This is a genomic window from Micromonospora sp. CPCC 205561 (assembly GCF_036906775.1).
Taxonomy (GTDB): Bacteria; Actinomycetota; Actinomycetes; order Mycobacteriales; family Micromonosporaceae; genus Micromonospora.
The window spans coordinates 17,309-43,449 of sequence record NZ_JBAKHV010000014.1 but is presented as its reverse complement, the minus strand read 5'-3'; the positions used below and the strand labels follow the sequence as shown (position 1 = coordinate 43,449).

General features: G+C 74.5%; 24 protein-coding genes and 1 pseudogene. 5 read left to right on the top strand and 20 right to left on the bottom strand.

Annotation, left to right across the window (positions count from 1 at the left end):
• Positions 1 to 10: 10 nt before the first annotated feature.
• The 6 genes from V6V16_RS10580 to V6V16_RS10555 form a co-directional block, all read right to left on the bottom strand.
• Positions 11 to 541, bottom strand: coding sequence for a hypothetical protein (locus V6V16_RS10580; RefSeq protein WP_334561717.1), 531 nt, complete (start codon positions 539 to 541; stop codon positions 11 to 13).
• A 347-nt stretch (positions 542 to 888) separates the two neighbouring features.
• Complete coding sequence (locus tag V6V16_RS10575) at positions 889 to 1,146, bottom strand: hypothetical protein (RefSeq protein ID WP_334561716.1); 258 nt, start codon at positions 1,144 to 1,146, stop codon at positions 889 to 891.
• 64 nt (positions 1,147 to 1,210) lie between these two features.
• Entirely contained in the window at positions 1,211 to 1,855 is a 645-nt protein-coding gene (locus tag V6V16_RS10570; protein WP_334561715.1) for a hypothetical protein, read from the bottom strand.
• Positions 1,852 to 4,410 (bottom strand): FtsK/SpoIIIE domain-containing protein, encoded by a 2,559-nt coding sequence (locus tag V6V16_RS10565; protein WP_334561714.1) that lies wholly within the window; start codon positions 4,408 to 4,410, stop codon positions 1,852 to 1,854. Before V6V16_RS10565 ends, V6V16_RS10570 begins: the two co-directional genes overlap by 4 nt.
• A 16-nt stretch (positions 4,411 to 4,426) precedes the next feature.
• Complete coding sequence (locus tag V6V16_RS10560) at positions 4,427 to 5,173, bottom strand: hypothetical protein (RefSeq protein WP_334561712.1); 747 nt, start codon at positions 5,171 to 5,173, stop codon at positions 4,427 to 4,429.
• A gap of 296 nt (positions 5,174 to 5,469) precedes the next feature.
• A complete protein-coding gene (locus V6V16_RS10555) occupies positions 5,470 to 5,928 on the bottom strand; it encodes a phosphatase domain-containing protein (protein ID WP_334561710.1) in 459 nt (152 codons plus the stop codon).
• 184 nt (positions 5,929 to 6,112) lie between these two features.
• Here V6V16_RS10555 and V6V16_RS10550 point away from each other — a divergent pair, with 184 nt between their 5' ends.
• Complete coding sequence (locus V6V16_RS10550; protein ID WP_334561709.1) at positions 6,113 to 7,345, top strand: trypsin-like serine peptidase; 1,233 nt, start codon at positions 6,113 to 6,115, stop codon at positions 7,343 to 7,345.
• A 134-nt stretch (positions 7,346 to 7,479) separates the two neighbouring features.
• On the opposite strand, the gene V6V16_RS10545 is transcribed toward V6V16_RS10550, so the two are convergent.
• Positions 7,480 to 8,049, bottom strand: coding sequence for a GNAT family N-acetyltransferase (locus tag V6V16_RS10545; RefSeq protein WP_334561708.1), 570 nt, complete (start codon positions 8,047 to 8,049; stop codon positions 7,480 to 7,482).
• A gap of 141 nt (positions 8,050 to 8,190) precedes the next feature.
• Positions 8,191 to 8,790 carry a TetR/AcrR family transcriptional regulator gene (locus tag V6V16_RS10540; RefSeq protein ID WP_334561707.1) on the bottom strand — a complete coding sequence of 200 codons (600 nt, stop codon included), beginning with the start codon at positions 8,788 to 8,790 and terminating at the stop codon, positions 8,191 to 8,193.
• Positions 8,791 to 8,902: 112 nt separating this feature from the next.
• Here V6V16_RS10540 and V6V16_RS10535 point away from each other — a divergent pair.
• The 3 genes and pseudogenes from V6V16_RS10535 to V6V16_RS10525 form a co-directional block, all read left to right on the top strand.
• Positions 8,903 to 9,259, top strand: a pseudogene (locus tag V6V16_RS10535) (FAD-dependent oxidoreductase); the annotation flags it as partial.
• A 122-nt stretch (positions 9,260 to 9,381) separates the two neighbouring features.
• On the top strand, positions 9,382 to 10,044 hold the full coding sequence (locus V6V16_RS10530; protein ID WP_334561785.1) for a hypothetical protein: 663 nt from the start codon (positions 9,382 to 9,384) through the stop codon (positions 10,042 to 10,044).
• Positions 10,045 to 10,174: 130 nt separating this feature from the next.
• Positions 10,175 to 10,525 carry a glycosyltransferase gene (locus V6V16_RS10525; protein ID WP_148710137.1) on the top strand — a complete coding sequence of 117 codons (351 nt, stop codon included), beginning with the start codon at positions 10,175 to 10,177 and terminating at the stop codon, positions 10,523 to 10,525.
• A 238-nt stretch (positions 10,526 to 10,763) separates the two neighbouring features.
• On the opposite strand, the gene V6V16_RS10520 is transcribed toward V6V16_RS10525, so the two are convergent.
• The gene (locus V6V16_RS10520; protein WP_334561703.1) at positions 10,764 to 11,360 is read right to left on the bottom strand and encodes a TetR/AcrR family transcriptional regulator; all 597 of its coding nucleotides are present in this window, start codon (positions 11,358 to 11,360) and stop codon (positions 10,764 to 10,766) included.
• Between the two features lie 30 nt (positions 11,361 to 11,390).
• Here V6V16_RS10520 and V6V16_RS10515 point away from each other — a divergent pair, with 30 nt between their 5' ends.
• Entirely contained in the window at positions 11,391 to 11,885 is a 495-nt protein-coding gene (locus V6V16_RS10515) for an SRPBCC family protein (protein ID WP_334561702.1), read from the top strand.
• 72 nt (positions 11,886 to 11,957) lie between these two features.
• On the opposite strand, the gene V6V16_RS10510 is transcribed toward V6V16_RS10515, so the two are convergent.
• The 11 genes from V6V16_RS10510 to V6V16_RS10460 form a co-directional block, all read right to left on the bottom strand.
• Positions 11,958 to 12,689, bottom strand: a complete 732-nt coding sequence (locus V6V16_RS10510; protein WP_334561701.1) for an alpha/beta hydrolase family protein — start codon at positions 12,687 to 12,689, stop codon at positions 11,958 to 11,960.
• A gap of 150 nt (positions 12,690 to 12,839) precedes the next feature.
• The gene (locus V6V16_RS10505) at positions 12,840 to 13,325 is read right to left on the bottom strand and encodes a hypothetical protein (protein ID WP_334561700.1); all 486 of its coding nucleotides are present in this window, start codon (positions 13,323 to 13,325) and stop codon (positions 12,840 to 12,842) included.
• 117 nt (positions 13,326 to 13,442) lie between these two features.
• Entirely contained in the window at positions 13,443 to 16,394 is a 2,952-nt protein-coding gene (locus V6V16_RS10500; RefSeq protein ID WP_334561699.1) for an AAA family ATPase, read from the bottom strand.
• A 75-nt stretch (positions 16,395 to 16,469) separates the two neighbouring features.
• Complete coding sequence (locus tag V6V16_RS10495; RefSeq protein ID WP_334561698.1) at positions 16,470 to 16,637, bottom strand: hypothetical protein; 168 nt, start codon at positions 16,635 to 16,637, stop codon at positions 16,470 to 16,472.
• A 52-nt stretch (positions 16,638 to 16,689) separates the two neighbouring features.
• Complete coding sequence (locus V6V16_RS10490; RefSeq protein WP_334561697.1) at positions 16,690 to 19,848, bottom strand: type 2 lanthipeptide synthetase LanM family protein; 3,159 nt, start codon at positions 19,846 to 19,848, stop codon at positions 16,690 to 16,692.
• A 172-nt stretch (positions 19,849 to 20,020) separates the two neighbouring features.
• On the bottom strand, positions 20,021 to 20,947 hold the full coding sequence (locus tag V6V16_RS10485; protein WP_334561696.1) for an ornithine carbamoyltransferase: 927 nt from the start codon (positions 20,945 to 20,947) through the stop codon (positions 20,021 to 20,023).
• A 36-nt stretch (positions 20,948 to 20,983) separates the two neighbouring features.
• Positions 20,984 to 22,279: an aspartate aminotransferase family protein gene (locus V6V16_RS10480; protein WP_334561695.1), complete on the bottom strand. Its 1,296-nt coding sequence runs from the start codon at positions 22,277 to 22,279 to the stop codon at positions 20,984 to 20,986.
• Between the two features lie 84 nt (positions 22,280 to 22,363).
• Positions 22,364 to 23,077, bottom strand: a complete 714-nt coding sequence (locus V6V16_RS10475) for a 2-keto-4-pentenoate hydratase (protein ID WP_334561694.1) — start codon at positions 23,075 to 23,077, stop codon at positions 22,364 to 22,366.
• A gap of 71 nt (positions 23,078 to 23,148) precedes the next feature.
• Positions 23,149 to 24,135, bottom strand: a complete 987-nt coding sequence (locus V6V16_RS10470; RefSeq protein ID WP_334561693.1) for a class I SAM-dependent methyltransferase — start codon at positions 24,133 to 24,135, stop codon at positions 23,149 to 23,151.
• A gap of 41 nt (positions 24,136 to 24,176) precedes the next feature.
• Positions 24,177 to 25,208 carry a 4-hydroxy-2-oxovalerate aldolase gene (dmpG, locus tag V6V16_RS10465; RefSeq protein ID WP_334561692.1) on the bottom strand — a complete coding sequence of 344 codons (1,032 nt, stop codon included), beginning with the start codon at positions 25,206 to 25,208 and terminating at the stop codon, positions 24,177 to 24,179.
• Complete coding sequence (locus V6V16_RS10460; protein ID WP_334561691.1) at positions 25,205 to 26,095, bottom strand: acetaldehyde dehydrogenase (acetylating); 891 nt, start codon at positions 26,093 to 26,095, stop codon at positions 25,205 to 25,207. The genes dmpG and V6V16_RS10460 overlap by 4 nt, the downstream gene beginning before the upstream one ends.
• Positions 26,096 to 26,141 lie beyond the last annotated feature (46 nt).

The following is a 26,141-nucleotide window of genomic DNA, read 5'->3' as shown; positions in this document are numbered from 1 at the left end:
GGCGGGGCGTTCACAGCCGGGTGCCGACCTGCCGGACGGAGCGGGCGGCGGCCCGCGTCTGCCCGGCGGCGTCCCGCACGACGACCGCCGCGCCCAGGAGCAGGGCCGAGATCCGGGGCGGCTCCGCGCGGCTCGTGCCGTCGCCGGCCCGGGCGAGATCCAGTCGGGCGTCCTGCACCCGCTTGACCGCCTCGGTCATCTCACCGGCGGCCCGGTCGAGGCCGTCCGCGGCGCGTAGCAGTGCGGCACGCACCTCGCCGACGGAGACCGCCACCATCGCCGGTGCGGTCCGCGCGGTGGCGGGGGCGCGCGACGGCTGCCCCCGGTCCGGGTCGCGGCGCCGACCGCCGCGGCGCGCCGGCGCGGCCGAAGAACGACGGTGGGCGTGCCGCCGGCGACCGGCGCCGCCGGCTGCTCGTGGGACACCGGCGGCGACGCGCCGCTCGACGGCGCGCCGGCCGACCGCCGCGACCGCCACGGCCAGCAGCACCGGCGATCCCATGACCACGCTTGCCGCGAGGGCCAGGGCGAGCGTGCCCACCAGCTGCGGCGTCGACGGCTTCCCGCGGGGACGCCACCGGCCCTGCCGCCCCACCGCCGGCTGGCGGGCGGCGGCGGGACGTGCCGGGCGTCCGCCCGCCGGCACCACCGTCGCGAACAGGCCGCTGCTCCCGGTCCCTTCCCGCGCGCGCCGGCCCGGCGCGGGCCGCCGCGGGTGCCCGGGCCGGACGACGGTCCCCCAGATGCCGGCCGTCCCGAGCCCCGGCGGCGCCGCCGGATGCCCGACGCGCGGTGGCGGGTCAGCCCCCCGGACGGGGCGCGGTCCTTGCCGCATCGGCCGGCGGGGGCCGTCGTGGCCGTCCCACGGACCGTGCGGGCCGCGCCGCCTCACAGCGACGAGGCGAAGTTCTTTGCCCCCTGTACCGCGTTCGCCAGTGCGGTGTTCGCGTCCTGCAACTGCTGGTTCACCCGCAGCAGGCGGCCCTTGATCTCGGCCGGCTCGGGCCGGTCGGTGCCGTCCATCGCCAGGCCCAGCGCGGCGACGGCGGTGGTCACCTGGGCGTTGGCGGCGGCGAGCATGGCTCCCGCCGACTCGGCGGACTGGGCGCTGTTCTGCACCGCGATCTTCACGTCCCGGATGCTCATGACGATCTCCTCTCGACAGGTACGGGTCGGCCGGCGCGCAGAGGCGACCGGCCCGCGGCGGCGTTCACCCGAACGCCGCCGCGTAGCCGCCACACAGCAGCCACGGCACGAGAAGACTGACGACCAGACCCAGCACCGGTGTCCGCTCCACCGGGCCGCCCCGGCGGGGCACGAAGAGCCCGCCGCACAGCAGCCAGCCGAGGCCGGTGGCGAGGAGCGGCAGCCCGCAGCAGGGCACGGAGACAAGGGTCAGCGGGCTCCACCGGAAGTCCGTGGCGGCGGTGGCCCCGATGGTGAACACCGCGAAGACGCCCAGCAGCGCGACGGAGACGACCGTGTAGACCAGCCCGTTGCGCAGCCAGAGCGGCCAGCCGTCGAGGCGGGCCACCCCGCCGGCGTCGTCGGCGCGTTGCAGCGCCTCGTCCGCGAGACGCCCGGCCTGCTCCGCCGCCACCAGTGCCTCGGCCCAGTCGGCGACCTCCACCGGCGGGGGCTCCGGCCAGGAGGGCGTCAGCCGCAGCTCGCGGCCGACCCGGTCGAGGTCGTGTCGCTGCCCCTCCAGCCGGTGCAGCAGGTTGTTCTGCTCGCGCAGGCCGATCGCGCGCCGGGCGTCGTCGCCGGCACGCTCTCCGGCGTCCTCGACGGCGGCCGTCTCCAGCTCGCGCAGCCGCTGCGCGTACGCATCCCAGTTGGGCTCGGTCGGGCTCACGCGGTCCTCCCCGCCCCGGTGCCGGCGGGCGCGACCGGCGCCGCGGCGGCCGGCCGCACGGCCGTGAACGGCACGATGCTCCGTGGCGGGTGGCCCGCCGTGTCGACCAGCAGCGCCCGGTTCTCCCGCGGTGTCCAGGGCGGTGGGAGCCCGCCGAAGATCCGGCCGAGGCGGTCACCCGCGATGTTCGTGATCACGAAACCGCCCACCAGCTCGTGCAGAGCCGTCCCCCAGCCCATCTCGCCCTGGACGTCCTCGGCGAGCCGGTCGAGGCCGGACCACCAGCCCAGCACGTGGGTGCCCCGGAACGGGCCCTCCCGGATCACCCGGCGCAGCTCTTCGGCCGTGGTCCGGCCGGTCTCGCCCGGGTCCGCCAGCGCCGGGCCGAGGGCGTCCAACCCGCTCAGCACGAAGTATGTGCGCTGCCCGGAGTCGCGCTGCGCGCTGTCGGCCAGCGCGGACCGCAGCCCCGCCGGATCGAGTTGCCGTACGTCGTGCCCGGCGTCCCTGGCCAGGGCGACGGCTTCGGCGAGGGCCGGCGTCTCGACGAACGCCGCGACGTGGAAGGCGGCCGTGCCGGGGGCGTGTTGCAGGGCGAGCCCGGCGAAGGCGGCGGCCACGATCGCCCCGCCGTCCGGGCCGTTGCCCAGCACCGCGAGGTGCCGGCCGGCGGTGGCCCGCAGCGGGAACCCGGCCAGCGGCAGCCGGGCGTCCACCACCCGCCCGACCCAGGCCATCGGCACGTCGCCGTGCGGTCCGAGCTCCGTCGCCGTCGGCAGCGCCTGCCGGTCGGAGCCGTTGAACACGACGGGCGGTACGACGCCGCCCGCCCGCCGCCAGAGCTCGTGCCGCACCCGGGCCAGCAGTTCCTTGGCCGCGTCGGCGTTCGGGAAGCGCAGGCGCTCGTCCTGACCGGCGGCGCCGCCGTGGGAGTTGACGATGACCACGCCGCGCTCGATGGACCTGGCGCTGTCGTCGTCCTCGAGGATCCGGTGTGCGCCGGGCAACGCGATCCGCATGCCGAACTGCCCCAGCAGCGACCGTTGCCGCTCGACGAGCGCGAGGATCCCGTCGGTGCTCTGGCTGGCGAGCACCACGTGCAGTCCGTACGACCGGGCCTGCCGGGCGAGCCGGTCGAGGGTGTCCGCGGCCTGCCGGGCCACCGCGTCGTCGGCCTCGAAGAGCACCTGGAACTCGTCGACGAGCAGCAGGATCCGGGGCAGTGGCGTGCCGCCGGCGCGCAGGTCGGCGTACGTGGCTGCCTCGTGCTGCTTGAACAGCGCCGAACGGCGATCCATCTCCTCGTCCAGGTGCCGGAGCACGGCGGCGGCGAACTCCCGGTCCGACTCCACGCCGACGAGGGCGGCCTGCGGCAGGAAGCTGGGATCCTTGGCGGTCGGCCGCAGGGTGTTGAACGAGACGCCCTTCTTGAGGTCGAGCAGGTACATCTGCAGCTGCTCCCGATCGAACCGGGTCGCCAGCGCGTACAGCAGGTTGAGCAGGAAGACCGTCTTGCCCTGGCCCGTCCGGCCACCGACGAGCCAGTGCGGGGTGTGGTCGTCGAAGGCGAGGGTGCGCAGCTCCGCCCCCGCGCGGCCGACCGGCACCCGCAGCCCCGGTGCGGACGACTCGGTCCAGTACGACTCGGGGAGCAGGTCCGCCACGGTGACGCCGGTCGCCGCGACGAATCCCTCGGCGGCGGTCCGGCACGCCACGGTGATCGCTTCGACAGCCGGGGCCGGATCGACCGCCACGGGCAACGTCAGGCGTCCCCCGGCGGCCCCGGTGAGCCCGAAGTCCGGGGCGTACAGCCGGACCCGCGCACCGTTGACGAGCAGGTGCGTGGCGAGCGCGAGTGGCTCCGGAGGGCGGCGGTCGAAGCCGCGCGGCGGCGGGTGACCCGCGATGACGAGGTGCAGTCCGCCCTCGGGTCCCGCGTGCGCCAACGCCTGCAACTCGGCGAGGAGTTGCGGCACCGCGCCGTGGTCGAGCAGGAGCGGCAGGACCAGCAACGGCGGTCGGCGGCCCGGCCCGGCGGCCCGGACGGCCGCGAGGTGGCGGTGCGCTTCCTGCAACGTCTGCGTGAGCCGGTCGCGGACGGTCACCGGAGGAGACATGACCCGGACCGGCCACAGCGGGTGGAACGGCGCGAAGAGCCGGCCTCCGCCGGCCAGGTCCACCGGGAGGATCCGCAGGTCCGGCCGGGTCGCGGCGGCGGCGACGACCTGCCGCAGCACGCCGGCGACCACCGCCTCGGTCACCGGTGAGCGGGAGTCGCTCTGCAGCACCAGGTGTCCCCGACCGAGCAGCGGCACCCAGAGCGGGGCCGGCTCGCCGAGCGGGGTCGCCACGGTGCCGATCCGTACGAACGATCCGGGGTCGTCGGACGGTGCGACCGGCGGGACGATCGGGGCGGCCGGACCGCCGGCGTGATCCGCCCGACGGCCGCTGCCCGGGCCGGTGTGACGCAGGGCCTCCAGGGCGGCCCGCGCGTAGGCCTGTGCCCGCCCGTGGTGGGCGACGGCCTCGGCGAAGTGCCGTTCGAGATTCCTCATCGTCGCGACCGCCGCCTCACCACAGGTCCCACCCGTCCGCCCCGGCGGCCGGCTCCGGCGGCAGCGGCACGCCGGTCGGCGCCTGGAGCCGGGGGACGAAGCGCAGTTGCCGCCGCAGGTTCCGCGACAGCAGGCCCACGGCGATGCGGCCGTCCCGACCCCGGTCGAGCAGCAGGCCCAGGCGGCCCCGCTGGCTGCTCAGCTCGGTGACTGCGGCCCGGAAGCGCTGGATCACGACGGCGGGATCGACGGGGACGGGCTCCCCCGGCAGCAGCGGGCCGCGGGTCGCCCAGGCCGCGAGAAGGCCGTACCACCACTGCGGGGGCGTCGCGACGGGGCGACAGCCGTACACGGCGTGCAGCTCACCCACCATCCGCAGCTCGATCGCGACGTGCCCCAACGCCTTCGCCAACGCCACGCCCGGCAGCGGCGCGAGGTGCCCGACCGCGGCCGAGGCCCAGAGCACCTGGGCGGCGTTCTCGGCCGTCTCCTCCACCCGGTCGGCCAGCGGTTCCCCGAGGACCTCGAAGCGCCGGTACAGGGCGTGCTGGTCCCGGACGAGCTGCGGCGCCGAGGACCGCAGCAGCTCGAACATCCACCGGCCGCGATCGCCACCGACCGCCGTGCCCACCAGATCGCGCGCCAGGCCGGCGAGGGCGAGCGCCCGGTCGCCGGCCGGTACGCCGTCACCGACCAGGCGGGCCAGCGCCGACTGCGACGGTGGGTCGTCCCATCCGTTGGAGGTGAGCGGTCCGGTCGTCATGCCTCGTCCCCTGCGGCTCGGGATCGTGATGCCTCCCATGCTGCGCCACCGCGGGCCGCCCCGGCGCTGTCGTCAGTCGTCACCGTCGACTGACGACAGCGCGCCCACCGTCGAGACAGGACGGCGACGCAACCGTGCCGGGTCGAACCGCCCGTGGGTGGCTGGAGCGGCCCCCGAGTCGTCGGGCGGGACCGGCCACCCGGGCCTCCGGCGCCGGTCGACCGGGGCCGCGGCCGGTGGCCGGGCGTCGATGGTCGACGGACGCGGTGGACGCGCGGCGGGGCCGGGGTCGGCGGTCAGATCCGCCCGGACGGGAAGCGGATCAGCCTGACGTAGCGCTTCTGCCAGGGGGTCTCGACGGCGTGCGGGTCGTAGTGCCGGCGTACGTAGGCCACCGCCTCGTGCGCGGGCACCCCGTCGAGGACGGCGACGCAGGCCAGCGCGGTGCCGGTGCGCCCCCGGCCGCCGCCGCAGCACACCTCCACCCGTTCCGTCGCGGCGCGCTCCCACACCTCGCGCAGCGCGGCGATCGCGTCGGCCCGGTCGCCGGGCAGGCGGAAGTCGGGCCACCGCAGCCAGCGCGCCTCCCAGTCGACCGCCGGCGGCGGCTTGCCGAGCAGGTAGAGCCCGAAGGTCGGTCGCTGCCCCGACGGCAGCGGGTGGCGGAGGCCACGCCCCCGGATCAGCCGCCCGGAGGGAAGCCGCAGGACGCCGGCCGTCGTGGGCTCCCAGGGCCCGCCCGCGATCTCCGACATGAGGGCCATCCCCGCTGGCGCCGACGACATGGACAGGGCTGTCATCCTAGCCGCCCCCTGACGACGGCCGGCCCCACCGGCCGGGCCACCGATCGACAATACATCGACGTGCTTGCATGTCTCGTCCCGTCTCGTGTAAGAAGGCTGCAAGCACGCCGGGTGCTGGTTCCTGGGAGGAGCGACAATGAAACTTGCCCTACGCCGCCTACGGACGGCGGCGGTCGCACTCAGCGCCTGCGCACTCGGGCTGAGCCTGCTGCCGGCGTCCGCCGCCGCCGAGGCGCCCTCGATCCGGCCGCTCGCGCCACAGTCCGAGCGGGCACCCGAATCGGAGCAGTTCTCGGCGGAGGGCGTCACCACCGTCGGTGAGCTCCGCACCGTCGACGGCTCGCTCTCCTACGCCGGCGACGGCCGGACACAGGTCATCCGTCACCCCGGCGCGACGTACGTCAAGGTGCACTTCAGCGCGCTGCGACTGGCCGACGGCGACTACGTCACCGTGTCGAGCCCGGACGGCCGGGAGAGCTACCGCTACGACCGCCACCTGAACCGGGCCAGCGGCTCCGACTACACCACCGACGGGCGGCCGGGCTTCTGGGCGATGTCCGTGGAGGGTGACACCGCCGTGGTGACGGTGCACAGCAACCGCCCCTCGCGCGGCAGCGCCGCGACCATCGACCGGTTCTGGCGGGGCTACGACCGCGCGGAGATCGCGCAGCACAACTTCTCCACGCAGTCCGTCTGCAGCACCGACGCCCGCCGCGACGTGGTCTGCTACCAGAACAGCCACCCCAACGAGTACGCCCGCGGCCGGGCCGTCGCCCGGCTGCTGATCAGCGGCGGCGGGCTCTGCACCACCTGGCGGGTCGGCAACACCAACCGGATGCTGACCAACAAGCACTGCTTCTCGACGCAGGCCGCCGTCAGCGGCAGCGAGATGCAGTTCAACTACCAGTGCGCCACCTGCGGCGGCGGCAACCCCGGCGCCGGCACCAAGGTCAGCGGCGCCACCCTCTACAGGGTGAGCAGCGGTGGCTCCGGCGAACTGGACTACGCCCTGTTCTCGGTGAACAACTTCGCCAGCATCCAGGGATTCGGCACGCTGTACCTGGCGACGACCGCCACCACCACCGGCACCCGGATGTACGTCCCCGGCCACGGCGACGGCAGCCCGAAGCGCCTGTCGATCTACGAGGACGCCCAGAACGGCGCGACCTGCACCGTGCGGAACGCGAACTACAACACCTGGAACATCAGCTACAGCTGCGACACCTCCGGTGGCAACTCGGGCTCGCCGGTGCTGAACGGCAGCCACCGGGTCATCGCCCTGCACCACCTCGGCGGCTGCCCGTCGAACCAGGGCGCGAAGGCCCACCTGATCTACAACGAGATCGCCAGCCTGATCGACAACGGCTGACGACGACCGCCCGGCCACGGGCCGCCGGGGCGCGACACGCGCCTCGGCGGCCCGTCGGCCCGGGAGCGGCGGCCCCCACCCGTCGCCGGCCGCTCCGACCGGGGCGGTCCCTGGCGGTCAGGGAGGCCGCGCGCTCAGCGCGCGCCTCCCGGGGCGCCGGGGTGCGCGTGCCGCGCCGGGCCCGGCGGGCCGGGATCGGCGAGGTCGACGCGCCAGTCGTTGCTGCGCATCACCGAGCCGCTGCCCGGCGGGTACTCGAAGTCGCAGGCGCCGAGCAGGGTGAAGCCGAGGCGACGACACAGCGCGTTCGAGGGGGCGTTCTCGACGGCGGGGAACGCGTGCAGGAAGCGAGGGGTGCCGGGCTGACGGGCGGCCTCGCGGACGACGGCGATCAGGGCGGCGCCGGCCGCGGTGGCGATGCCGTGGCCCTGGAAGGGCGGTAGGACGTTCCAGCCGGTCTCGTAGACCTGCTCGCCCCGCCAGTCGCGCCGATGGTAGGCGATGCTGCCGACCAGCTCGTCGCCGAGCAGCACGGCGAACATGCGGCCACGCCCCGTCGCCGGCATGGCGAGGTACCGGCGGTGCCGGGCGAGCATCTGCTCCTCCGTCTCGGGACCGCCGACGTGTCGACGCATCCGCGGGGTGTTGATCCGGCGCAGCAGGTCGAGCGCGGATTCCGACCAGGGCTGAAGGCGTACGTCCATGCCGTGCAGCCTGACAGGCCACGCCGTCGTCGAGCCCTCCGCTCCGCCCGCTCCGGCTCTCGCCCGGGCCGGGCCCGCGTCCCGTCCGAGGGAGCGGCGGCAGGTCCGCCACGCCGCGCCCCGGACGAGGGCGAACCGCCGTCAGGACGTCGCGACGGCCGGAAAGCCGGCGGTCACCGCCGCCACCGCGCGGCGGATGCGGGCCTCCGCCACCGGGCCGGCCTCGCCGGAGAGTACGACGTGGTGCAGCGCCCCGACCGCCGCCAGGGCCAGGCCCTGGGCGTCGGCCCCGGCGGGCACCCGGCCGAGTTCCCGCTCGGCGTCCAGATAGCCGGCTATCGCGCGCTCGATCACCTGTAGTCCGGCGGCCCCGTCCCCCAGCACCGCCTGGACGTTCGCCGCCAGGTCCGGCCAGGAGGCCGTCAGCCGGGTCAGCGCCAGCAGCGTACGCGGCGGCGTCGCCAGCAGCGCCTCGCTCAGGTTTCCGGCGACCGTGCCCGAGCCCGCCCGGCCCGGCAGGCCGGCCACCTCGCCGGCGAGCTGGAAGGTCCGGTCGACCGCGTAGCCGGCCAGGAAGTCGTCGAAGTTCGCGAAGTGCGCGTAGAGCAGCCCGGTCGCGACGCCGGCCTCGCGGGTCACGGCCCGGCCCGTCAGCCGGGTCGGCCCCTCCCCGGCGAGGACGCGCTCGAGGGCGGCGAAGAGCTGCTGCCTGGGCTCCGGGATGGCGACTCCGCGTGGCATGCCAGAAGTCTAGAGGCCGACACTGACGGCGTTGCCAAAGAATGAGCGATCGCTCAAACTAGTATGAACAAATGCTCATTCACGGTTGCGGGAGTGTGGGTTGAAACGTGCAGTGATCGTCGGCGCGGGCATAGCCGGTCTGGCCGCCGCCCTCCGGCTCCAACGGGACGGGTGGCGCACGGTCGTGGTGGAACGCGCCCCGGCCCGGCGCAGCAGCGGCTACCTGGTGAACCTGATCGGGCCGGGCTACGACGCCGCCGAGCGCCTCGGCCTGCTCCCCGCGCTCCGCGCCCACGACCTCGGACTGTTCACCACCGTGCTGGTCCGCGCGGACGGGCGGGCCAAGTTCACCGTGCCGTCCGCCGTCGCCGAGGCGGCCCTCGGCGAGCGGACCCTGTCGGTGTTCCGGGGCGACCTGGAGTCCACGCTGTACGAGGCGCTCGCCGACCCCACCGCGATCCGCTTCGGCACCACCGTCGCCTCCGTCGAGCAGGACACCGACCGGGTACGGGTGGCGCTGAGCGACGGCCCACGGAGCACGCGGACCTGCTGGTCGCCGCCGACGGGGTGCGCTCCGCCACCCGCCGGGCGGTGTTCGGCGCCGGCCTCGAGGTCGACCTCCCGTACGTCGTGGGCGCCTTCGCCCTGCCCCACCCGGTGGCGGGCGTGCCGGAGTCGTCCGCGACCACCTTCATCGGCCCCGGACGCACGGCGGCGATCGTCAACCTGGGCCCCGGGCGCTCGTCGGCGTTCTTCACCTACCGGTGCGCGGACCCGGCGGCCGAGCTGGGACGCGGGCCGGTGAACGCGCTCGGCGCGGCGTTCGGGGACCTGGGCGGTGGCGTGCCCGACGCGATCCGCCACCTCGAGAAGGACCCGGGCGGGGCCTACCTCGACGCGGTGAGCCAGGTGGTCGCGCCGCGCTGGAGCACCGGCCGGGTGGTGCTGCTCGGAGACGCGGCCTGGTGCGTCACGCTCTTCGCCGGCCACGGCGCCGCCCTCGCGCTCGCCGGAGCCGACCAGCTCGGCGCCGCCCTGCGGCGGCACGACGACGTCGCGACGGCGCTGACCGAGTGGGAGACGGGGCTGCGTCCCGAGGCCACCAGACGCCAGGCGCTCGCCCGCCGGGGCATGCTCCAGTACGCGCCGCCCAGCCGGTTCCACGTCTGGATGAGCGACCTGACCATCCGGGCGATCACCCTGCCGGGCCTCCGCGGCCTCGTCCGGCGCGGCATCGAACGCGCGAATCGCTGATCCCTCGCCCCTGGTGACGCCGCTTTCCAGGATTCCGGAGCCGTGCCGCGCCGGATCTCACCCAGCGCATACGGCGTCGACACCGTAAGCTATCGACTGGCACGAATTCGTCGACGAGGGGATACGAAGGATGCGTAAGGGAATCGCCATGCTCGGGTTCGCCGGAGTCCTCACGGGGCTGCTGGCGGTCGCCACCCCCGCCAGCGCCGCCCCGACCGGGGTCGACGCGGAGCAGCGGAGCGGCTTCCGGGCCGCGGCCACCTGCGAGTGGGTGGTCACCTGGCCGTCGGCGGGCGTGTACGAGCAGCCGACCCGGATGGACCCGGCCCTGAAGGTCAAGAACGCCGGTGACCGGGTCGGTGGCGGTTACTGCATGGAGCACTACAACACCAGCGAGCTGGAGTGGTACGTGTCGGTGAGTTGCAGCTGCGCCAGCGACGGCATCGGCTGGATGCGGCGCAACGCCCTGCGCGCGGCGTGAGCCACGCGGCGGCCCGGCCCGTCGGCCCCTGCGGGGACCGCGGGTCGGGCCGCCGCGCACGTCGGGTCGGGGCCGTCCGGTGCCGTCCGGCGGGAGCACCAGGACGGCACCCCGGCCGGGCACGTCCCGAGCCACGCCTCCGGGCGGCGGCGAGCGGTCCTGGCGTACGTCGGGCGCGTCGACCTCGCTCCCCGGCAACGCCGCGCCCGACCCCGGGCCTCGCGGGCCGCGACGGCGGTCATCGGCTCGCCGACAGCAGCAGGGTGACGGCTCGCCGCACGGCGTCGACGTCGTCCTCGGTGGGCCCGCCGTTGTCGCGGATGGCGCGGCGGGCGACCGCGTAGGGCAGGTCGACGAGGGCCAGCACGACGTCGGCCAGGTGGTGACCGGTGGCGTGGGCCACCGCGGCGAGGGCAAGAGTCAGGGCGCGACGACGCGTGCGGGCCTCCTCGGCGATCGCGGGTGAGGTCTCACCGCGCAGCAGGTCGCGCAGAGCGTGGCGCAGCAGCAGTGCGGCGTCGTCGGGGTGGGACCGACACCACGTCAGGACCACGACCGCGGCGCGGACGCCGGCCTCCGCGTCGGCGGGTCCGAGGGCCTCCAGGTAGACGCGCAGGAAGCGGTCCTGCGCGCGCAGCCAGGCGGCGGCGACCAGGTCGTCGCGGCGGGGGAAGCGGTGGTAGACCGAGCCGCTGGAGACACCGGTGGCCAGGCAGACGGCCCGGGCGGAGGCGGCGGCGGGTCCGCCCGCGAGCACCAGCGCGCGCACGGCGTCGAGCATCACGTCCGTCGAGTGCTTGACCGGCTGCGGCATGAAGTAGAGACTACCCTCCACTTGAACTAGCGAACGTTCTCTAGGGGAGCCGTGGTCCGCAACATTCACGAACGGCAGCTCGCGGCGCCCGCCAGCGCGGTGAGCGCGTTGATCGATTCCCTGGCCACCCCCGACGACCGACTGTGGCCGCGCGACCGGTGGCCGGCGATGCGGTTCGACCGCCCACTCGGCGTCGGTGCCCGTGGCGGACACGGACCCGTCCGCTACACCGTCGTCGCGTACCGGCCCGGGACCCGCGTCCGGTTCGAGTTCTCGGCGCCGGCGGGATTCCGCGGCTACCACGAGTACGAGGCCCTGCCGCAGGCCGGGCGGCGCTGCCTGCTGCGGCACTCGCTCGTCATGACCACCCGGTGGCCGGCCCGGCTGAGCTGGCCGGTGCTCTACCGCCCGCTGCACGACGCCCTCATCGAGGACAGCCTGGACACCGCGGCCCGCCACCTGGGGCTGACGGTGGCCGCGCCGCGCCGCTGGACGCCCTGGGTGCGACTGCTCCGGTCACTCCTCCGCCGGCGGGCGCCGTCGTAGTCACCGCCACGCGGGCGACGACGTGCCGGTCGGGGACGATCCCCCGACCGGCGTGTCGGCAGGGCGACGGCGTCAGCGCAGGTGTCGGGAGAAGAACGCCAGGTCGTGGTCCAGCTCGGACGCCGGAAGTTCCCCGTGCCCGCCGGGGTTGGCGTGCAGCGTCTTCTCCGGGGAGGCGAAGGCGTCGAACAGCGCCAGGCTCTGTGCCCGCGGCACCCGCTCGTCGTCCCACTGCACCAGGAACCGCACCGGGACGGTGATCCGCGCGGCGGCCTCGGCCGACGCCAGTGCGCCGCCCAGGCCGAGCACCGCCGCGTGGACCCGGGGCTCGGCGGCGACGAACGGTACGCCGAGGCCGCACCCCAACGACACGCCCCGGTAGCCGACCGGACCGGCGCCCACCTGCCCGAGGGCCTGGAGTCCGTCCAGGACCGCCCGCCACTCGGGGACGGTCCGGCGCGCCACGAGGGCCTGGAAACCGGCGATCAGCGGAGCCAGCTCCTCTCCGGCCGCCACCCGGGCCTGGTTCTCGGTCGCGATCCGGTTCAGCTCCTCGTCCGTCGGCCGGTCGCCGTGGCCGGGAACGTCCACCGCCGCCACCGCCAGGCGGCCCCCGGTCACGAAGCGACGCGCACAGGCCACGACGTCGGGTGCCTTCTTGTGCTCGCCGCCGCCGTGGCCGATCAGGATCAGGGGACGGACACCGACGGCATCCTCCGGCGTCCACAGTACGCCGGGGATGTCGCCGAGGATGAAGAGTTGTTCACGGACGCCGTCGGACGACGTCTCGGAGGTGAGGCGCACAGCGCATCGAGCCTTTCGGAGTGCCTAACGCGGGCACTCCCCGAGCCATGCGGGGAGGGAGGCCCGACCTGTCGTGACGTTGATCGGTCTCACCTCCTCGGTTCGCAGCGGCGCACGGCGGTGCCGAGCCTACCAGCCGTCGCGCCGCCGTCAGCGGGGCGAGAAGCGCAACACGGCGCCCGAGTCGGAGATCGTCACGATCCGCACGCTGATGTCGTTGGCGTTGAGCTCCCCGGTGCCGTCCACGTGGCCCCGGAGGTTGCCGTTCACCGGGTCGCCGCCGAAGAACTGGGTCCGGTTCGGCGGGACGAAGGTGACCGTGAACTCGGTGAAGCCGAACCGCCGGTCCAACGGCACCTCGACCTTGCCACGTACGACGATCTCGCAGGTGCCGTCCCGGCACGCGCGGACGTCCGTGCCATTCTCGGCGGACAGGGTGGACGGCGAGGGCACGACACCGCTCGACGGCGATTCGGCGGGCGTGGCCGCCGGCGCGGTCGAGGCCGCCGCGGGCGCGGTGCCGGCGCTCGGCGTGCCGGCTCCGGACGTGCCGCCGGAGGATCCGCAGGCGGTCAGTACGAGCACCACGGCCGGCAGGATGGGCGCGGCCAGGGAGTTGCGTCGATCGAGTGCCACGCCTCATTGTGACGACCCGGTCAACCCGCGGTGGCCGGGCCGGGTACGAGTACCGCACCGACGCGCGGGGGCGCGCCGTGGGCTACCCGCCCTCTCCCGACCACCGGTCGGCGTCGCTCACCGGGGGCTGGACCGGCTGTCGGGCCGCAGCAGATCGTCCACCTTGTCGCGCAGCGCCCTGCGGTTCGCGTGCCCGGTCTTGAGCAGCAGGCTGGCGACGTGCTTCTCGACCGTGCGCGGCGAGAGGTGCAGCAGCGTGGCCAGGTCCTGGTTGTCGTGGCCCTTCGCCAGCAGCACGAGCACCTCGTGCTCGCGGACGGTCACCCCGACCGCACGCAGCCGGGCCGGGATGCGGTCGTGACCGGAGCGCCGTTGGGACAGCGACGCGCCGGCCTGCCTGAGCAGGCCCCGGCACGCGCCGGCGATCACCGGCGCGTCGGCGTCGTGGAAGTAGTCCTCCGCCGCCCGCAACCAGGCGACGGGCTCGCCCCACCCGTCGGCGAGCGCGGCCTCGGCGACCAGCCGCAGCCCCAGGTGATAGGCCATCCGGTACGGCGCCGCGGCGTCCAGGGCCAGCGCGACCTCTGTGGCGGCCCGCTCGCGCTGCCCCGCGCGCCCGTACACCACCGCCTTCGCCAGGTGCAGGAACTGCCGGTTCCAGCGCAGGGTCGCCGCCGGGGCCAGCGCCACCGCCTCCATGCCCGTGCGGTCCACGGAGCCGGCCAGCGCGTCGAGCAGCGGCCGCAGCCCGAAGCGACCCGTCATGTAGTAGGTGTTCGGGTGGTCGTCCTCCCACGCCCGGGCCAGGTCGAGGGCCCGGATCGCCGCCGGCCGGTCCTCCTCGATCAGCGCGCAGACGGCTTCGCAGAAGCCGTAGGCGAGGGGGACGTGCCCGGACTCCGCCCCACCGGCCGCCCGGAACTCCTCCAGCCTGCGCTCCATCAGCCGCCGTCGTCCGCGGTGGGCGGCGGAGGCGGCGGCCGTCAACAGGACGAACTGATGGTCGTCGATGTTGCGCAGCCGGGCGGTCGCCGCGGCACACCGGGCGGCGATCTCGTCGCCTGTCGGGTAGTCGCCCTGCATCACGGCACGGATCGCGTACACGCCCTCGATACTGTGCCCGAGCATGATGGCGCCGGACAGCTGCGCGGCCTGCTCCGCCTGGCGCAGCAACGTCTGCTCCCCGGTCCGCATGCTCTGGTTGACCCCGAGCCGGAACAGCGCGTTGATCCGCCACAGGGGCAGGCGGTGGTCCTCCGCTATCGTCAACATCCTGGTCAGGTAGGACTCCGCCTCGTCGAAGCTCCGGCCGCGGGCGATCATGGCCAGGAGTTGCAGCGCCTGACACGCGGTCTCCGCCATCGGCACCCGCTCGGCCACCGCCAGGGCCTGGAGCACCAGCCGCTCGGCCTGCGCGGTCCGGCCCCAGCCATGGCCGTCGCCGAAGATCAGGTGTGCCTCGACCACGTCGACCTGGGCCGCCGGCTCCGGCGCCGGGCTGTTGCCGAGGATCGCCCGGGCGATGCTCACCTGGGACGCGCCGTCGGACCACCGTCCCGTCACGACCGCGACCCAGGCGAGCCGGGTCCGGAGGCTGACGTGCTGCTCGACGCCGAGGGTCACGGCGTTCGCCCAGGTCGCGTCGTTGGCCAGGTCGAACGCCCGGTTCGCGTGACCGGCCTCGGTCAGCGCGTAGAGCAGCGACTCGAGAATGCCGGCGCGCGCGTCGGGGTCGGACATCAGCTGGTACGCGCGGTCGAGCAGGGTGACGGCCGACGTGGTCGCGCCGTCGCCGAGGGCCCGCCGGCCCGCCTCCGCGAACAACAGACCCGCGCCGTGGTCGTCGCCGGCGGTCTGCCTGAGCTCGGCCGCGAGCTGGCACCAGTGTCCGGGCAGCCCGGCGTACGCCGACTCCAGCGCGCCGGCGGCGCGCTTCGCCAGCGCGGACCGTTCGGCCGGGGGGAGCGTGGCCAGGATCGCGTCGGCGGTCAGCGCGTGCCGGAAGGAGTACCAGTCGGGTGTCGACCGGTCGGGCATGATGATCCCGACTTCCACCCCGGACCGCAGATGGCTCAGCATGGCCCGTTCCTCGAGGCCGATCGCCGCCCGGACAGCGGCCACGGGGAAGCGACGACCCAGCACCGCGGCGGTGTGCAGCAGCGTTCGGGCCTGCGGATCGAGGGCGGCCATCCGGCGGGTCACGCTGAGCGTGACGGTGTTCGGCAACGCGATGGCCGGGTCGTCGGTGAACCGCCAGCCGTCGCCGTCGCGGACCAGCGCGCGGGCGCCGATCATACTGTTGAGCAGTTCCTCCACGACGAACGGGTTGCCTTCGCTGTCGCGCACCAGCCGGTCGGCCAGCTCGGCGGGCAGAGCGTCGGTGCCCAGGCAGGCGGCGGCGAGCTCGGGCACCTCCTGGTCGGACAGGGGGCGGAGTTCGACGACGGTCGCGGACCGGCGCACCGCCGCGGCCCAGGCCAGATCCGTCGCGGGGCCGCTGCCGGGCCGCATGGTGGCCACCATCAGGATGGGCAGGTCGGCGAGGTTGTCGACCAGGTACTCCACGACGGCGTGGGTCTCGGCGTCGGCGTCGTGGATGTCCTCCAGGACGAGCACGCAGCCCCGGCTGCCGGCCACGGCGGTGACGAGCCGCAGTACGGCCTCGGCCAGTTCGACGATCGAGGCCACCCGCTCCGGCACCGCGGGGTCCCGCCACTCCGGGACGAGCCGGGCCAGGGCCGGTCGGTAGGGTGCCAGCTCGGTGTTGTCCGGCAGTCGACCCGTACGCGACAACGAGAAGATCGCCTCGGTCAGCGGGCGGAACGGGACGATGGGGCCGGTGGAGCTGCTACGGCCCCGTAGCAGCTCCATGCCGGCCCCCGCCGCCGTGCGCGCGCAGTGTTCCGCGAGCCGTGTCTTGCCGATCCCCGCCTCGCCGATCAGGAAGACCGCGCCGCCGGATGAGGCCCGCGTGGCCGTCAGCCGAGCGTTGACGACGTGGAGTTCGGCCTCACGTCCGACCACCACCGGCGAGGAGAAGCGCATGCCCGAGGCTAACGTGAGCGGCACCCGCATTGCCTCGTCCAATATGGGGTACCCGCTGTCGTTGAAGCGACACGGAGAGGCACCGCTTGCGGGTCGGGGCTACGCCGACGTGTGCCCCCCGGTGCCACCGGTGTCGATGAAGGCCGCGATGGCGGGTGCGGCGATCATCAGGCCGGTCAGGATGCCCGACCGCCTCCCGACGTGCCCCAGGAAGCTGAGCTTTATCTCGCCCGCCGGGTGCGCGTCGGCTGACTGGTGCTCCTCCACCGACCCCACCGGATGAGGAGCAGTCAGGTCGTCCCGCATATCTTCCCCCTGTCTATTTCCCGACACCACGTGCTGGTGTCGTCGGCTCGGCATGCAGCAGCAGTGCCGAGGGCACATGGTCGGCGAAGCCGATACGGAGCAGGCCGTGGCCGATCCCGGCCAGGCCGTCCAGCAGGCCGGGGACGCTCACGCCGCCGGCGGCACCGCACCTCGGGCCGGCCTGGTCCAGCGCCGCGACCAGTTGTCCGGCCTGGTCGGAGCGGACGCGGACCGCGGCCTGACGACCGCGCGCCGCGGCGACCGAGAGCATCTCCTGCCTGCCCAGCTCCCCGTGGCAGAGGCTGTGGTCGCCGACCAGACCGGTCCTCGACACGGCGGTCGCCGCGCGGTCCACGAAGGCGGCCAGCGCGGGGTCCGCCAGTGACCGGCCCTGGTCGGCGATGGCGACCGCGATTCCCGGGACGCCGTGGCACCACGAGTGCGTCGACGAGTCCGGCACCGGAACGGTGGCGGCGCGGCTCAACAGCGCGCTGCCGGCCTCGGCGTGCCGCTCGTCGCCCGCCACCCCCGCGAAGCGCAGCAGGGCCCAGCCGATGCCGGCCGTACCGGTGGCGAAGCCGGGCTGCGCGGGCAGCGAGGGGGCGGCCGCCAGCAGCCGCTTCGCGCAGTCGCGGGCCGTCTCGGCGGCGAGTGGCAGACCCGTCAGCTCGCTGACGGCGAGCATCGCGGCGAGACAGCCGGCAAGCCCGTCGAGCACGCCCGGGCTGGTGTCCGTCGTGGCGGCGATCGCCGCGAGGCGTACGGCCCTCTCGACGGAGTCGCCGAGCGCGTCGTCCTGAAGCAGGTCGGCGAGCCGGACCGTCGCGTAGGCGATCCCGCCGAGGCCGGTGAACCCGCCGCAGCCGACCGTGCTCGCCAGGTGCGGCCGGGCCTCCAGGGCGGTGAGCAACATGGGAAGCTGCCGCACCGCCCGGCCGGCGGCCTCGGCGTAGCGGTCGACGTCCGTGAGCCGGGCGAGTTCGGCCAGGAAGAGGGCGGTGCCCGGGTATCCGTTGCCCAGCCCCGCACCCAGCGGCATGATCGTGCTGTGCCCGCCGTCCACCGGTTCGAGCCCGAGCCAGTTGGCGAACACGCCGTCGTCGTAGGCGTCCGCGATGATCCTGTCGGCGATGCCGCAGGCGACCGTCAGCAACCTGCCCGGGTCCGGTGCCGTCGCCTCCCACCGGACGGAGACCGGCTCGGCGCACTCGTGGCGTGCCCCGCCGAGCCGGCCGGCGAGCGCGGCCTGGACGATCCACTCCTGGTCGCGTTGGTCCACCACGCCCATCCCGGCGATCTTCCGCAGCGCGGTCGCCAGTACCGGCTCGTCGAGCACGTCGACGTACGCGAAGCCGTCACCACCGGCCAGGTCGCGGTCGTCCGGACGGCAGGTGAACATGGGGACGTCGCCGTCCCAGAGCTGTTCGATCTCGCGGGACACCAGGCGGCCACGCACCGGGTCGTCCACCGAGGCCGCCCAGAGCAGATCGAAGATCTGGTCCCGGTCGAGCGCGTCGCGCAGCACGTCGGGATGGGTGGACTCGCTCAACAGCACGGTGTACGTCCGCGTCGACCGGACGATGACCCGCAGCTCGTCGCCGGCGAACCGCCGTAGCAGCCCGTCCGGGCCGGTGAGGTCGCCGGCTCGCCGGGCGATGGCGCGGTACGCGGCGCGGAAGCCGGCGAGCAGTTCGGCCGTGTACTCGGCGGCGTCGGCCGGGACGCCGTCCAGGGTGGGGCGGTTCTCGGCGGCCCGCACGGGCGCGGAACGACGTACCAGGTGCATCGTGTCGGTGCCGGCCGCGGCCCACTCGACGGTCTCCCGGAGCTGTTGCGTGCCGGGGTCACCGCCCAGGCCGGAGAGGTCCAGCAGGCCGCGTTCGCCGATGAGCGGCTGTGGCAGCAGGGCGGTGCGGTACACCGACGTCCGCAGCGCCCGGGCGGCGGGGTCGGGCGCCGCGGACGGCACCGGGAGGTCGGGGTGCAGCAGCGTCTCGACGTCGACCAGGACGGGCTGGTCGCCGCAGGCGATCACGTTCTCGTGGTGGATGTCCGTCATGCCCAGCGGGTACAGCAGCCCGAGCAGCACCCCCTGCCGGCGGTAGAACCCGCCCACCTGTTCCACGTCGGAGCAGGCGGCCCGGTCGACAGCCTCGATCCACCCGTAGCCGTCGCGGGCGAGCACGGTCAGCGTGCGCAGCTCCAGCTCGGGCAGCAACCCGTTCAGCCAGCCCAGGACCTCGTTGAAGTGCACGTGGACCGCGACCGAACGCGGCCGGTAGATCACCCGGGCACCGGAGGCGAAGCGCAGGATCGCCACCGCCCGCCCGCGCCCGTGCGAGTCCCCCGCCACCTCGAATCCGGCCAGGGGCCCCGGGTCCCGGCCGTCGAGCAACCGGCGGAGGATCTCCGCCCGGTCCGCGACGAACCGGTCCAGCAGCTCGGCCGTCGCCTCGACGGCGTACCGACAGGCGGTCGCCAGCAGCCGCGCCAGCACGGGGTAGTCCCGCATCACCCGGGTCAGCCGCTCACGCTGGGCGAGGTCGGCCACGAAGGCGGCGAACCGGTGCTCGGGCGTGGGGCCCGCCAGCCGGCCGGCGGCGCGGGCGGCGTTGAGTTCCAGGACGAACGTACGCGACGCCGCCGCGACCAGCCTGGCGCGCAGCGCGTCGGCGAACCCGGCGGACACCACGGCGAGGTCGACCACCGCGGCCGTCCCGGGAGCCCGCACCCGCTGCCGCAGGTCGGCGCGGGCGGCGGCGACGAACGGGGCCAGCACGTCGGCGAACGCGTCGGACCACGGGGCGTCCGCGGGCAGGTGGGTGACCGCGTCGGGGGCGAGGCCGAGCGCCCGCTCGGTGAACTCGGCCCAGACGGGCGGGGCCGACCCGCCCGACAGCGCCGCCGCCGGCCGGTCGAGAAGAGCCAGGAACTGCCGCTCGGTGATACCCAGGGCCGCCAGGCGGTTCGCGAACTGGCCCGTCGTCCCCAGCTCGTACGCGGAGCGCCACTCCTCCAGCCGCCGCGCGGCCCGCGGGGAGACGGGACCGGTGACGACCGGCCCGCCGGGGCCGGCGGCCCGGACCCGTTCGGCGAGCGTGAGGCCGGGCGCCCACCAGGCGCCGCCCGCACCGCTCACCGCCGCCGCATCCCGCGTCCCCGTTCTGTCCACGCCGGTATCGTGCCGGCGCCCCGCAGGGGTCACATGGGTAGCCGGTACCCATATTCCGGCGGTGCCGGCGTACGGGTCCTCGACCTGGCCCGGCCCGCTCTCCGGCGAGGTGGGCCGGCCCGCCGCGGCTCTCGTCGCGCGCCGCCGTGGTGCGAACCGGTTGCCGCCGGACTCACCCGGCGCACCACTCCAGCGCGGCCTGCGCGCTGAACATCTTGTGCCGGGCCTGGACGAAGGCGATGCTACGGGGACCGTCCAGTACCCCGGCGGTGACCTCCTCGCCCCGGTGCGCCGGTAGGTCGTGCATGAACACCGCCTGCGGGCTCGCCGCCAGGACCGCCCCGTCGACCTGGAACGGGGCGAAGAGGCGCCGCCAGTCCGGGTCCGGTTTGGTGGTACCGGTGGTCTGCCAGCGGGTGGTGTAGACGACGTCGACCTGCGGCAGGTCCGTCATGTGGTGCGCCTCGGCGACCGCCGAGCCGGTCCGCTCGGCGGCGACCCGGGCGGCGGCGAGGACGCCCGGGTCCAGCCCGTACCCGGGCGGCGTGCGCAGGTACAGCCGGGTTCCGGCGAACCGGCTGAGGGCGAGCGCGAGCGCGGCGGCGCTGTTGTTGCCCTCCCCCACGTAGAGCACCCGTAGCCCGTCGACCCGGCCGAAGCGCTCGGTCATGGTGCTCAGGTCGGCCAGCGCCTGCGTGGGGTGTTCCTCGGCGCTCATCGCGTTGATCACCCCCATCCGGTCCTGCGCCGCGAAGGCCCGCAGCTCGGCGAGCGGGTCGGCGGTGCGGGCGACGAGGAGGTCGACCATCTCGGAGAGCACCCGGGTGGTGTCCTCGACGGTCTCGCCGGTGTTCAGTTGCAGATCCCCCGGGCCGTAGCTGATCAGGTGCCCGCCGAGCCGCAGGGCCGCGCTGGAGAAGGCGGTGCGGGTCCGGGTCGAGGTGCGGCGGAAGTAGACCGCGGTGACCAGACCGCGCAACTGGTCGGCGGGGCGGACCCGGCCGGCGGCGAAGTCGGCGCTGCGGGCCACCAGACGCCGCAGGTCGGCGTCGCCGAGGTCCTCGATCGACAGCAGGTGACGGCGGGGGCGGCGGTCCATCGGGATCCTCCAGGAACGGTCGCGGTCGGGGCGGTGTCAGCTGGCCTGGATGGCCCGGTGCAGCACGGTGAGGCCCCGCTCCAACCGGGCGAGGTCGATGGTGAGCGGCGGCATCACCTTGATCACTTCGTCGTCGCGGCCGCAGAGTTCGACGATCAGGCCGGTCTCGAAGCAGCGCCGCTGGATCCGGTCGGCCCGCTCGGCGCCGCCGGCCGCCCGCAGGTCGATGCCGAGGACCATGCCCAGACCCCGCACGGCGAGCGCCGGATCGCCGTCGCGCAGTTCGGCGCCGAAGCGCTCCAGACGCCGGGCGCCGACCGCGGCGCTGGTCCGGAACCCCTCCTGGCCCCAGAGCTCGCAGGCGGCGGCGCCGGCGACGAAGGCGAGCTGGTTGCCCCGGAAGGTGCCCGTGTGCTCCCCCGGCGACCAGACGTCGAGCTCCGGTCGGAACAGCACCATCGACAGCGGCAGGCCGTACCCGCCGATGGCCTTGGAGACGGTGATGATGTCCGGCACCACGCCGGCGTGCTCGAAGCAGAAGAACGTGCCGGTCCGGCCGCAGCCGGACTGGATCTCGTCGAAGATGAGCAGCACGCCGTACCGGGTGGTCAACTCGCGCAGCCGTCGCAGCCAGTCCCCCGACGCCGGGTACACCCCGCCCTCCATCTGCAACGGTTCGACGATCACCGCCGCCGGGACGTCCAGCCCGGACGACGGGTCGGAGAGCATCCGCTCCAGGTAGCCGATCGAGTCGAACGGTCCCGCCGGACCGTCCTCGTACGGCACGAACGTCACGTCCGCCGTGCCGGCCTGCCCGGCGGCGCGGGCCCGGCGCCCGCCACTGACCGCCAGCGACCCGCGCGACATGCCGTGGTAGGCCCCGGTGAAGGAGACGACACCACGGCGCCCCGTGGCCCGCCGGGCCACCTTCAGCGCCGCCTCCACCGCGTCGGTGCCGGTCGGCCCGCAGAACTGCACCTTGTGGTCCAGTCCCCGCGGGGCCAGCACCCACTCCCGCAGCCGGCTCAGGAAGGTCCGCTTCGCCACGGTGTACATGTCCAGGGCGTGCATCACGCCGTCCCTGGCGAGGTACTCGGTGATCCGACGCTTCAGGTAGGGGTGGTTGTGGCCGTAGTTCAGGGTGCCGGCGCCGCAGAAGAAGTCGGTGAACATCCGACCGTCCTCGGCGTAGAGCTCGGCGCCCAGGGCCCGGTCGAACACCACCGGGAACTTGCGGCAGTAGTAACGCACCTCCGACTCCATCGCCTCGAAGAGGGAGAAGTCGTAGGCCGCCTTGTGCGGCGGTACCGTCTCGTCCACCAGCATGGTCATCGGTCCGGGGTCTCCTCTGTCGTAGTCGTCTCGTCGTCGAACGGGTCGTCGGGTGCGCGCTGCCCGACCAGCGGCCGGATCACCTCAGCCTCGGGTGCTCAGCGACACCGCACCCAGGGCGCCGAAGGAGGCCCGCACGGTGTCACCCGGCACCAGGTCCACGGCCGCCGCCCAGGAACCGGAGAGCACGAGCTGCCCGGCCTTGATCCCGGTGCCGAACCCGGCCAGGATCCGGACCAGACATGCCACGGACTCGGCCGGATGCCCCATCACGGCCGAGCCCCGCCCCTCCTGCACGACGTTCCGGCCGCGCAGCTCCATGCGCGCGCCGGCGAGGTCCGTCGTGTCGGGCGGCACGCCGGCGCCGACCACTGCCAACGCCGACGAAGCGTTGTCGGCGACGGTGTCCACGAGGCCGATGCGCCAGTCCTGGATCCGGCTGTCGAGCACTTCCAGCGCCGGCAGGACCTCCGCGGTGGCGGCGAGCACGTCGTGCGCGGTCACGGCCGGGCCGGCGACGTCCTGCGCGAACCGGAACGCGATCTCGCCCTCGACCTTGGGCGCGATGAACCGGCTGAGGTCGAGCTCGGCGCCGTCGTGCAGCACCATCCGGTCGGTCAGGTAGCCGAAGTCGGGATGGTCGATGCCGAACATCGACTGGATCGCCTCGCTCGTCGCACCGATCTTGAGTCCGGCCAGGACCGCACCGGCCGCCAGGTCCATCTCGCGTAGCTCGCTCTGGATGGCGTAGGCGTCCGCCAGGTCGAGCTCCGGGTGCCGGACCGATACCGGCGGCACGGCGCGGAGGGTCCGCGCCGCCGTCCGGAGTTCCGCCGCGAGCTCGCGGTGCAGAGACAGCGTGCCGACCACTACCGGACCGCCACGAAGAGCCGGCCCCCGGGCACGCCGAGCGGCACGCACTCGGTCTTCGAGAAGCCCGCGGCCTGGAACGTGTCCAGCCACTGCCGCTCGGCCGGCAGTCGCACCCTCATGAAGCTGGCGTGCAGGTAGGTGAAGAGCGCGCTGAACCTCCGCTCCGCGGGGTCGGGCGCGTAGGAGACCGCGTCGGCGACCGCCATGAACCCGCCGGGAGCGAGCGCGTCGCGGCAGGCGCCCAGGACGGCCTTGGCCGTTGGCTCGTCCGCCACGATGTCGTGCATGACGAAGCACGCCAGCACGGCGTCCGCGCCCTCGACCGGCCCGGGGTCGTCCGCGAGGGACTGGACCGTACGCTCGACGACCTGGAGCCGGTCGCCCACCCCCGCGGCGGCGGCGGCCTCCCGCGCCGCGGCACACGCGGCGCCGCTGCTGTCGAGCGCCACGCCGGTACGCGCCGGGTCCTGCCCGAGCAGCCGGATGAGCAGCCCGCCGGCGCCGGCGCCGAGGTCGGCCACCCGCGCGGCGCCGGCCGAGACGACCCGGTCGACGATCGGCGGATAGAACGCCCGCTCGCCGATCCACCGCGAGCTGACCGCCACCCGGCGCCCGTCGCGGCGGTGTACCCGGGCGGCCGCGTCGCGGTCGGTGAGGAACTCCCGGGCGTTGGCGAGGAACGGGCCGTTCGCGCTCATGGCCCAGGACACGTATCCGGCCGCGTACCGCCGGTCCGGGTAGTCCTCGGCCGCCCGGAACCGGCCCGGAACCTCCGTGTCGACCACCAGCCCGGCGGCGACCAGCGCGGCGAGGTAGTCGTCCACACCGGCCCGGGGCAGGTCGGCGGCCCTGGCCAGATCCGTGGCGTCGAACGTCTCGCCCGAGTCCAGCAGTCGGTCCACTCCGATCTCCGCGCCGATCTGCAGCAGCGCGGCGTCCGCGGCCAGGTCGGCCGCGTCGTCGAGCGGGGAATGGCGTTGCATTGCTCCTCCTACGTCACGTTGATGCGAATGCTGGCGACCGCTCACACCTGGCTCGACGCCTCCTGCTCGGCGGCCAGCGACATGGCGACCTCGATGATGGTGTCCTCCTGGCCGGCCACCACCCGCCGGTTGCCGAGCTCCAGCAGGATCTTGCGGGGGTCGACGCCGAAGCGGGCGCTCGCGCGCCGCACGGGCGCGGCGAACCCGGAGAAGACGCCGGCGATCCCGCTGGCGATGGTGACGCTGTCGTTGGTGGGTACGTGCTTGACGAAGTGCTCCTGTGCCACGTCGGCCGCGTCCAGCGCGCCGAAGAGCTGGACACCGGTCTCGACCCGCTCGACGTGCAGGTTCGCCGCGACCAGCTCGATCGGCGCGTTGCCCGCGCCCGCGCCGAAACCGCGTGCCGTGACGTCGACGATGGTGGCCCCGGCCGCGATCGCCGTCATGCTGTTGACGACCGACATGCCCAGGTTGTTGTGCGCGTGGAAACCGACCGCGATGTCGAGGTTCTCGACGAGCTCGCTCACCTTCTCGCGGACCTGCTCCGGGGTGTACGCGCCGGCGGAGTCCATCAGCACGACCGCCTCGGCGCCGTAGCTCTGCATGAGCCGGGCCTGTTCCACCAGCTTCGCCGCCGAGGCCATGTGGCTCATCAGCAGCATCCCCTTGACGACGACGCCCATGGCCCGCAGCATCGTGACCTGCTGCCGGGTCACGTCCGCCTCGGTGCAGTGCGCGCCCACGCGGACCTCGTCCACGCCACAGTCCAGCGCCGGCTTGAGGTCGCGCTCGACACTGGCGAAACCGGGGATGGAGAGCACGCCGAGCCGGGCGTTGCGCAGTTCGGCCTTGGCGGTGCGCAGCATCTCGGCGTCACTGAGCGCGGCCATGCCGACCTGGATGGACGAGGCGCCGAGCCCGTTGCCGTGGCCGACCTCGACGACCTCCACCCCGGCTGCCTCGGCCGCCCGCGCGTAGGCGCTGATGTCCGCGCGGCCGAGCTGGTGGCCGACGGCGTGGTTGCCGTCGCGCAGGGTCGTGTCGCAGATGCTGAGTTTCGGGGTGCCGCTCACGACCGCCCCCGCTCTGCCCGGGCCTCCGCGACCGCGAGGGCGGCGCAGGTGATGATGTCGAGGTTGCCGGCGTAGCGCGGGAACCAGTCGCCCCGGCCCTCCACCTCCACGATGATCGTGACCCGGTCCCCGGCGGCCACCGGCGGGACGACGACGCGGTAGCCGGGCACGTACGACCTGATCAGCTTCTCCATCATGGCGACGGACGCGCGCAGGGCGTCCATGTCGATCCGTTCGGCGGCCGTCACCGCGATGGAGTTGCGCATGACGATGCCGGGCTCGGCGGGGTTGATGACCAGCACGGTCTTCGTGCGCCGCACACCGCAGAACTCGATGGTCGCCTGCTCGGTGGTGTGCACGTACTCGTCGAGGTTGGCCCGGGACGCGGGGCCGACGGTGGCCGAGGCGCTGGCCGAGACGATCTCCAGGTAGCCGATCCCGTCCGAGGCCTCCGCCATGCAGTGGGCCATCGGGACAGCCGCCTGCCCCCCGCACGTGACCATGCTGAGGTACTGCTCGTCGAGGCAGTCGTCCAGGTTGAGGGCCGGCACACAGAACTTGCCGAGGTGCGCCGGCGTCAGGTCGACGAACGGCAGGCCGGTGGGTGCGACGGCCTGCCAGTGGCGGGTGGCGTCGTCGGCCGAGGTCGCGTCGAAGACCAGGTCGATGTGCTCGGCGCGGGCGGTGACCGCGTCGATCCCGTCCACGCTGGTGGGCACCCCCCGGCTCTCGGCCAGCTGGATCCCGGGGGATCCGGCACGGCGTCCGGCGAACAGGACGCACTCCAGCAGGGGAGACGCCCCGACCTTCAACAGCAGGTCCGTTCCGATGTTGCCCGTACCGACGATCGCTACCTTGAGCGGTGCCGGGCTAGTGCGGGTACTCATCCACTTCCTCCTCTCGTCCGGCCGCGCCCGGCGGGCGCGGCCGGCA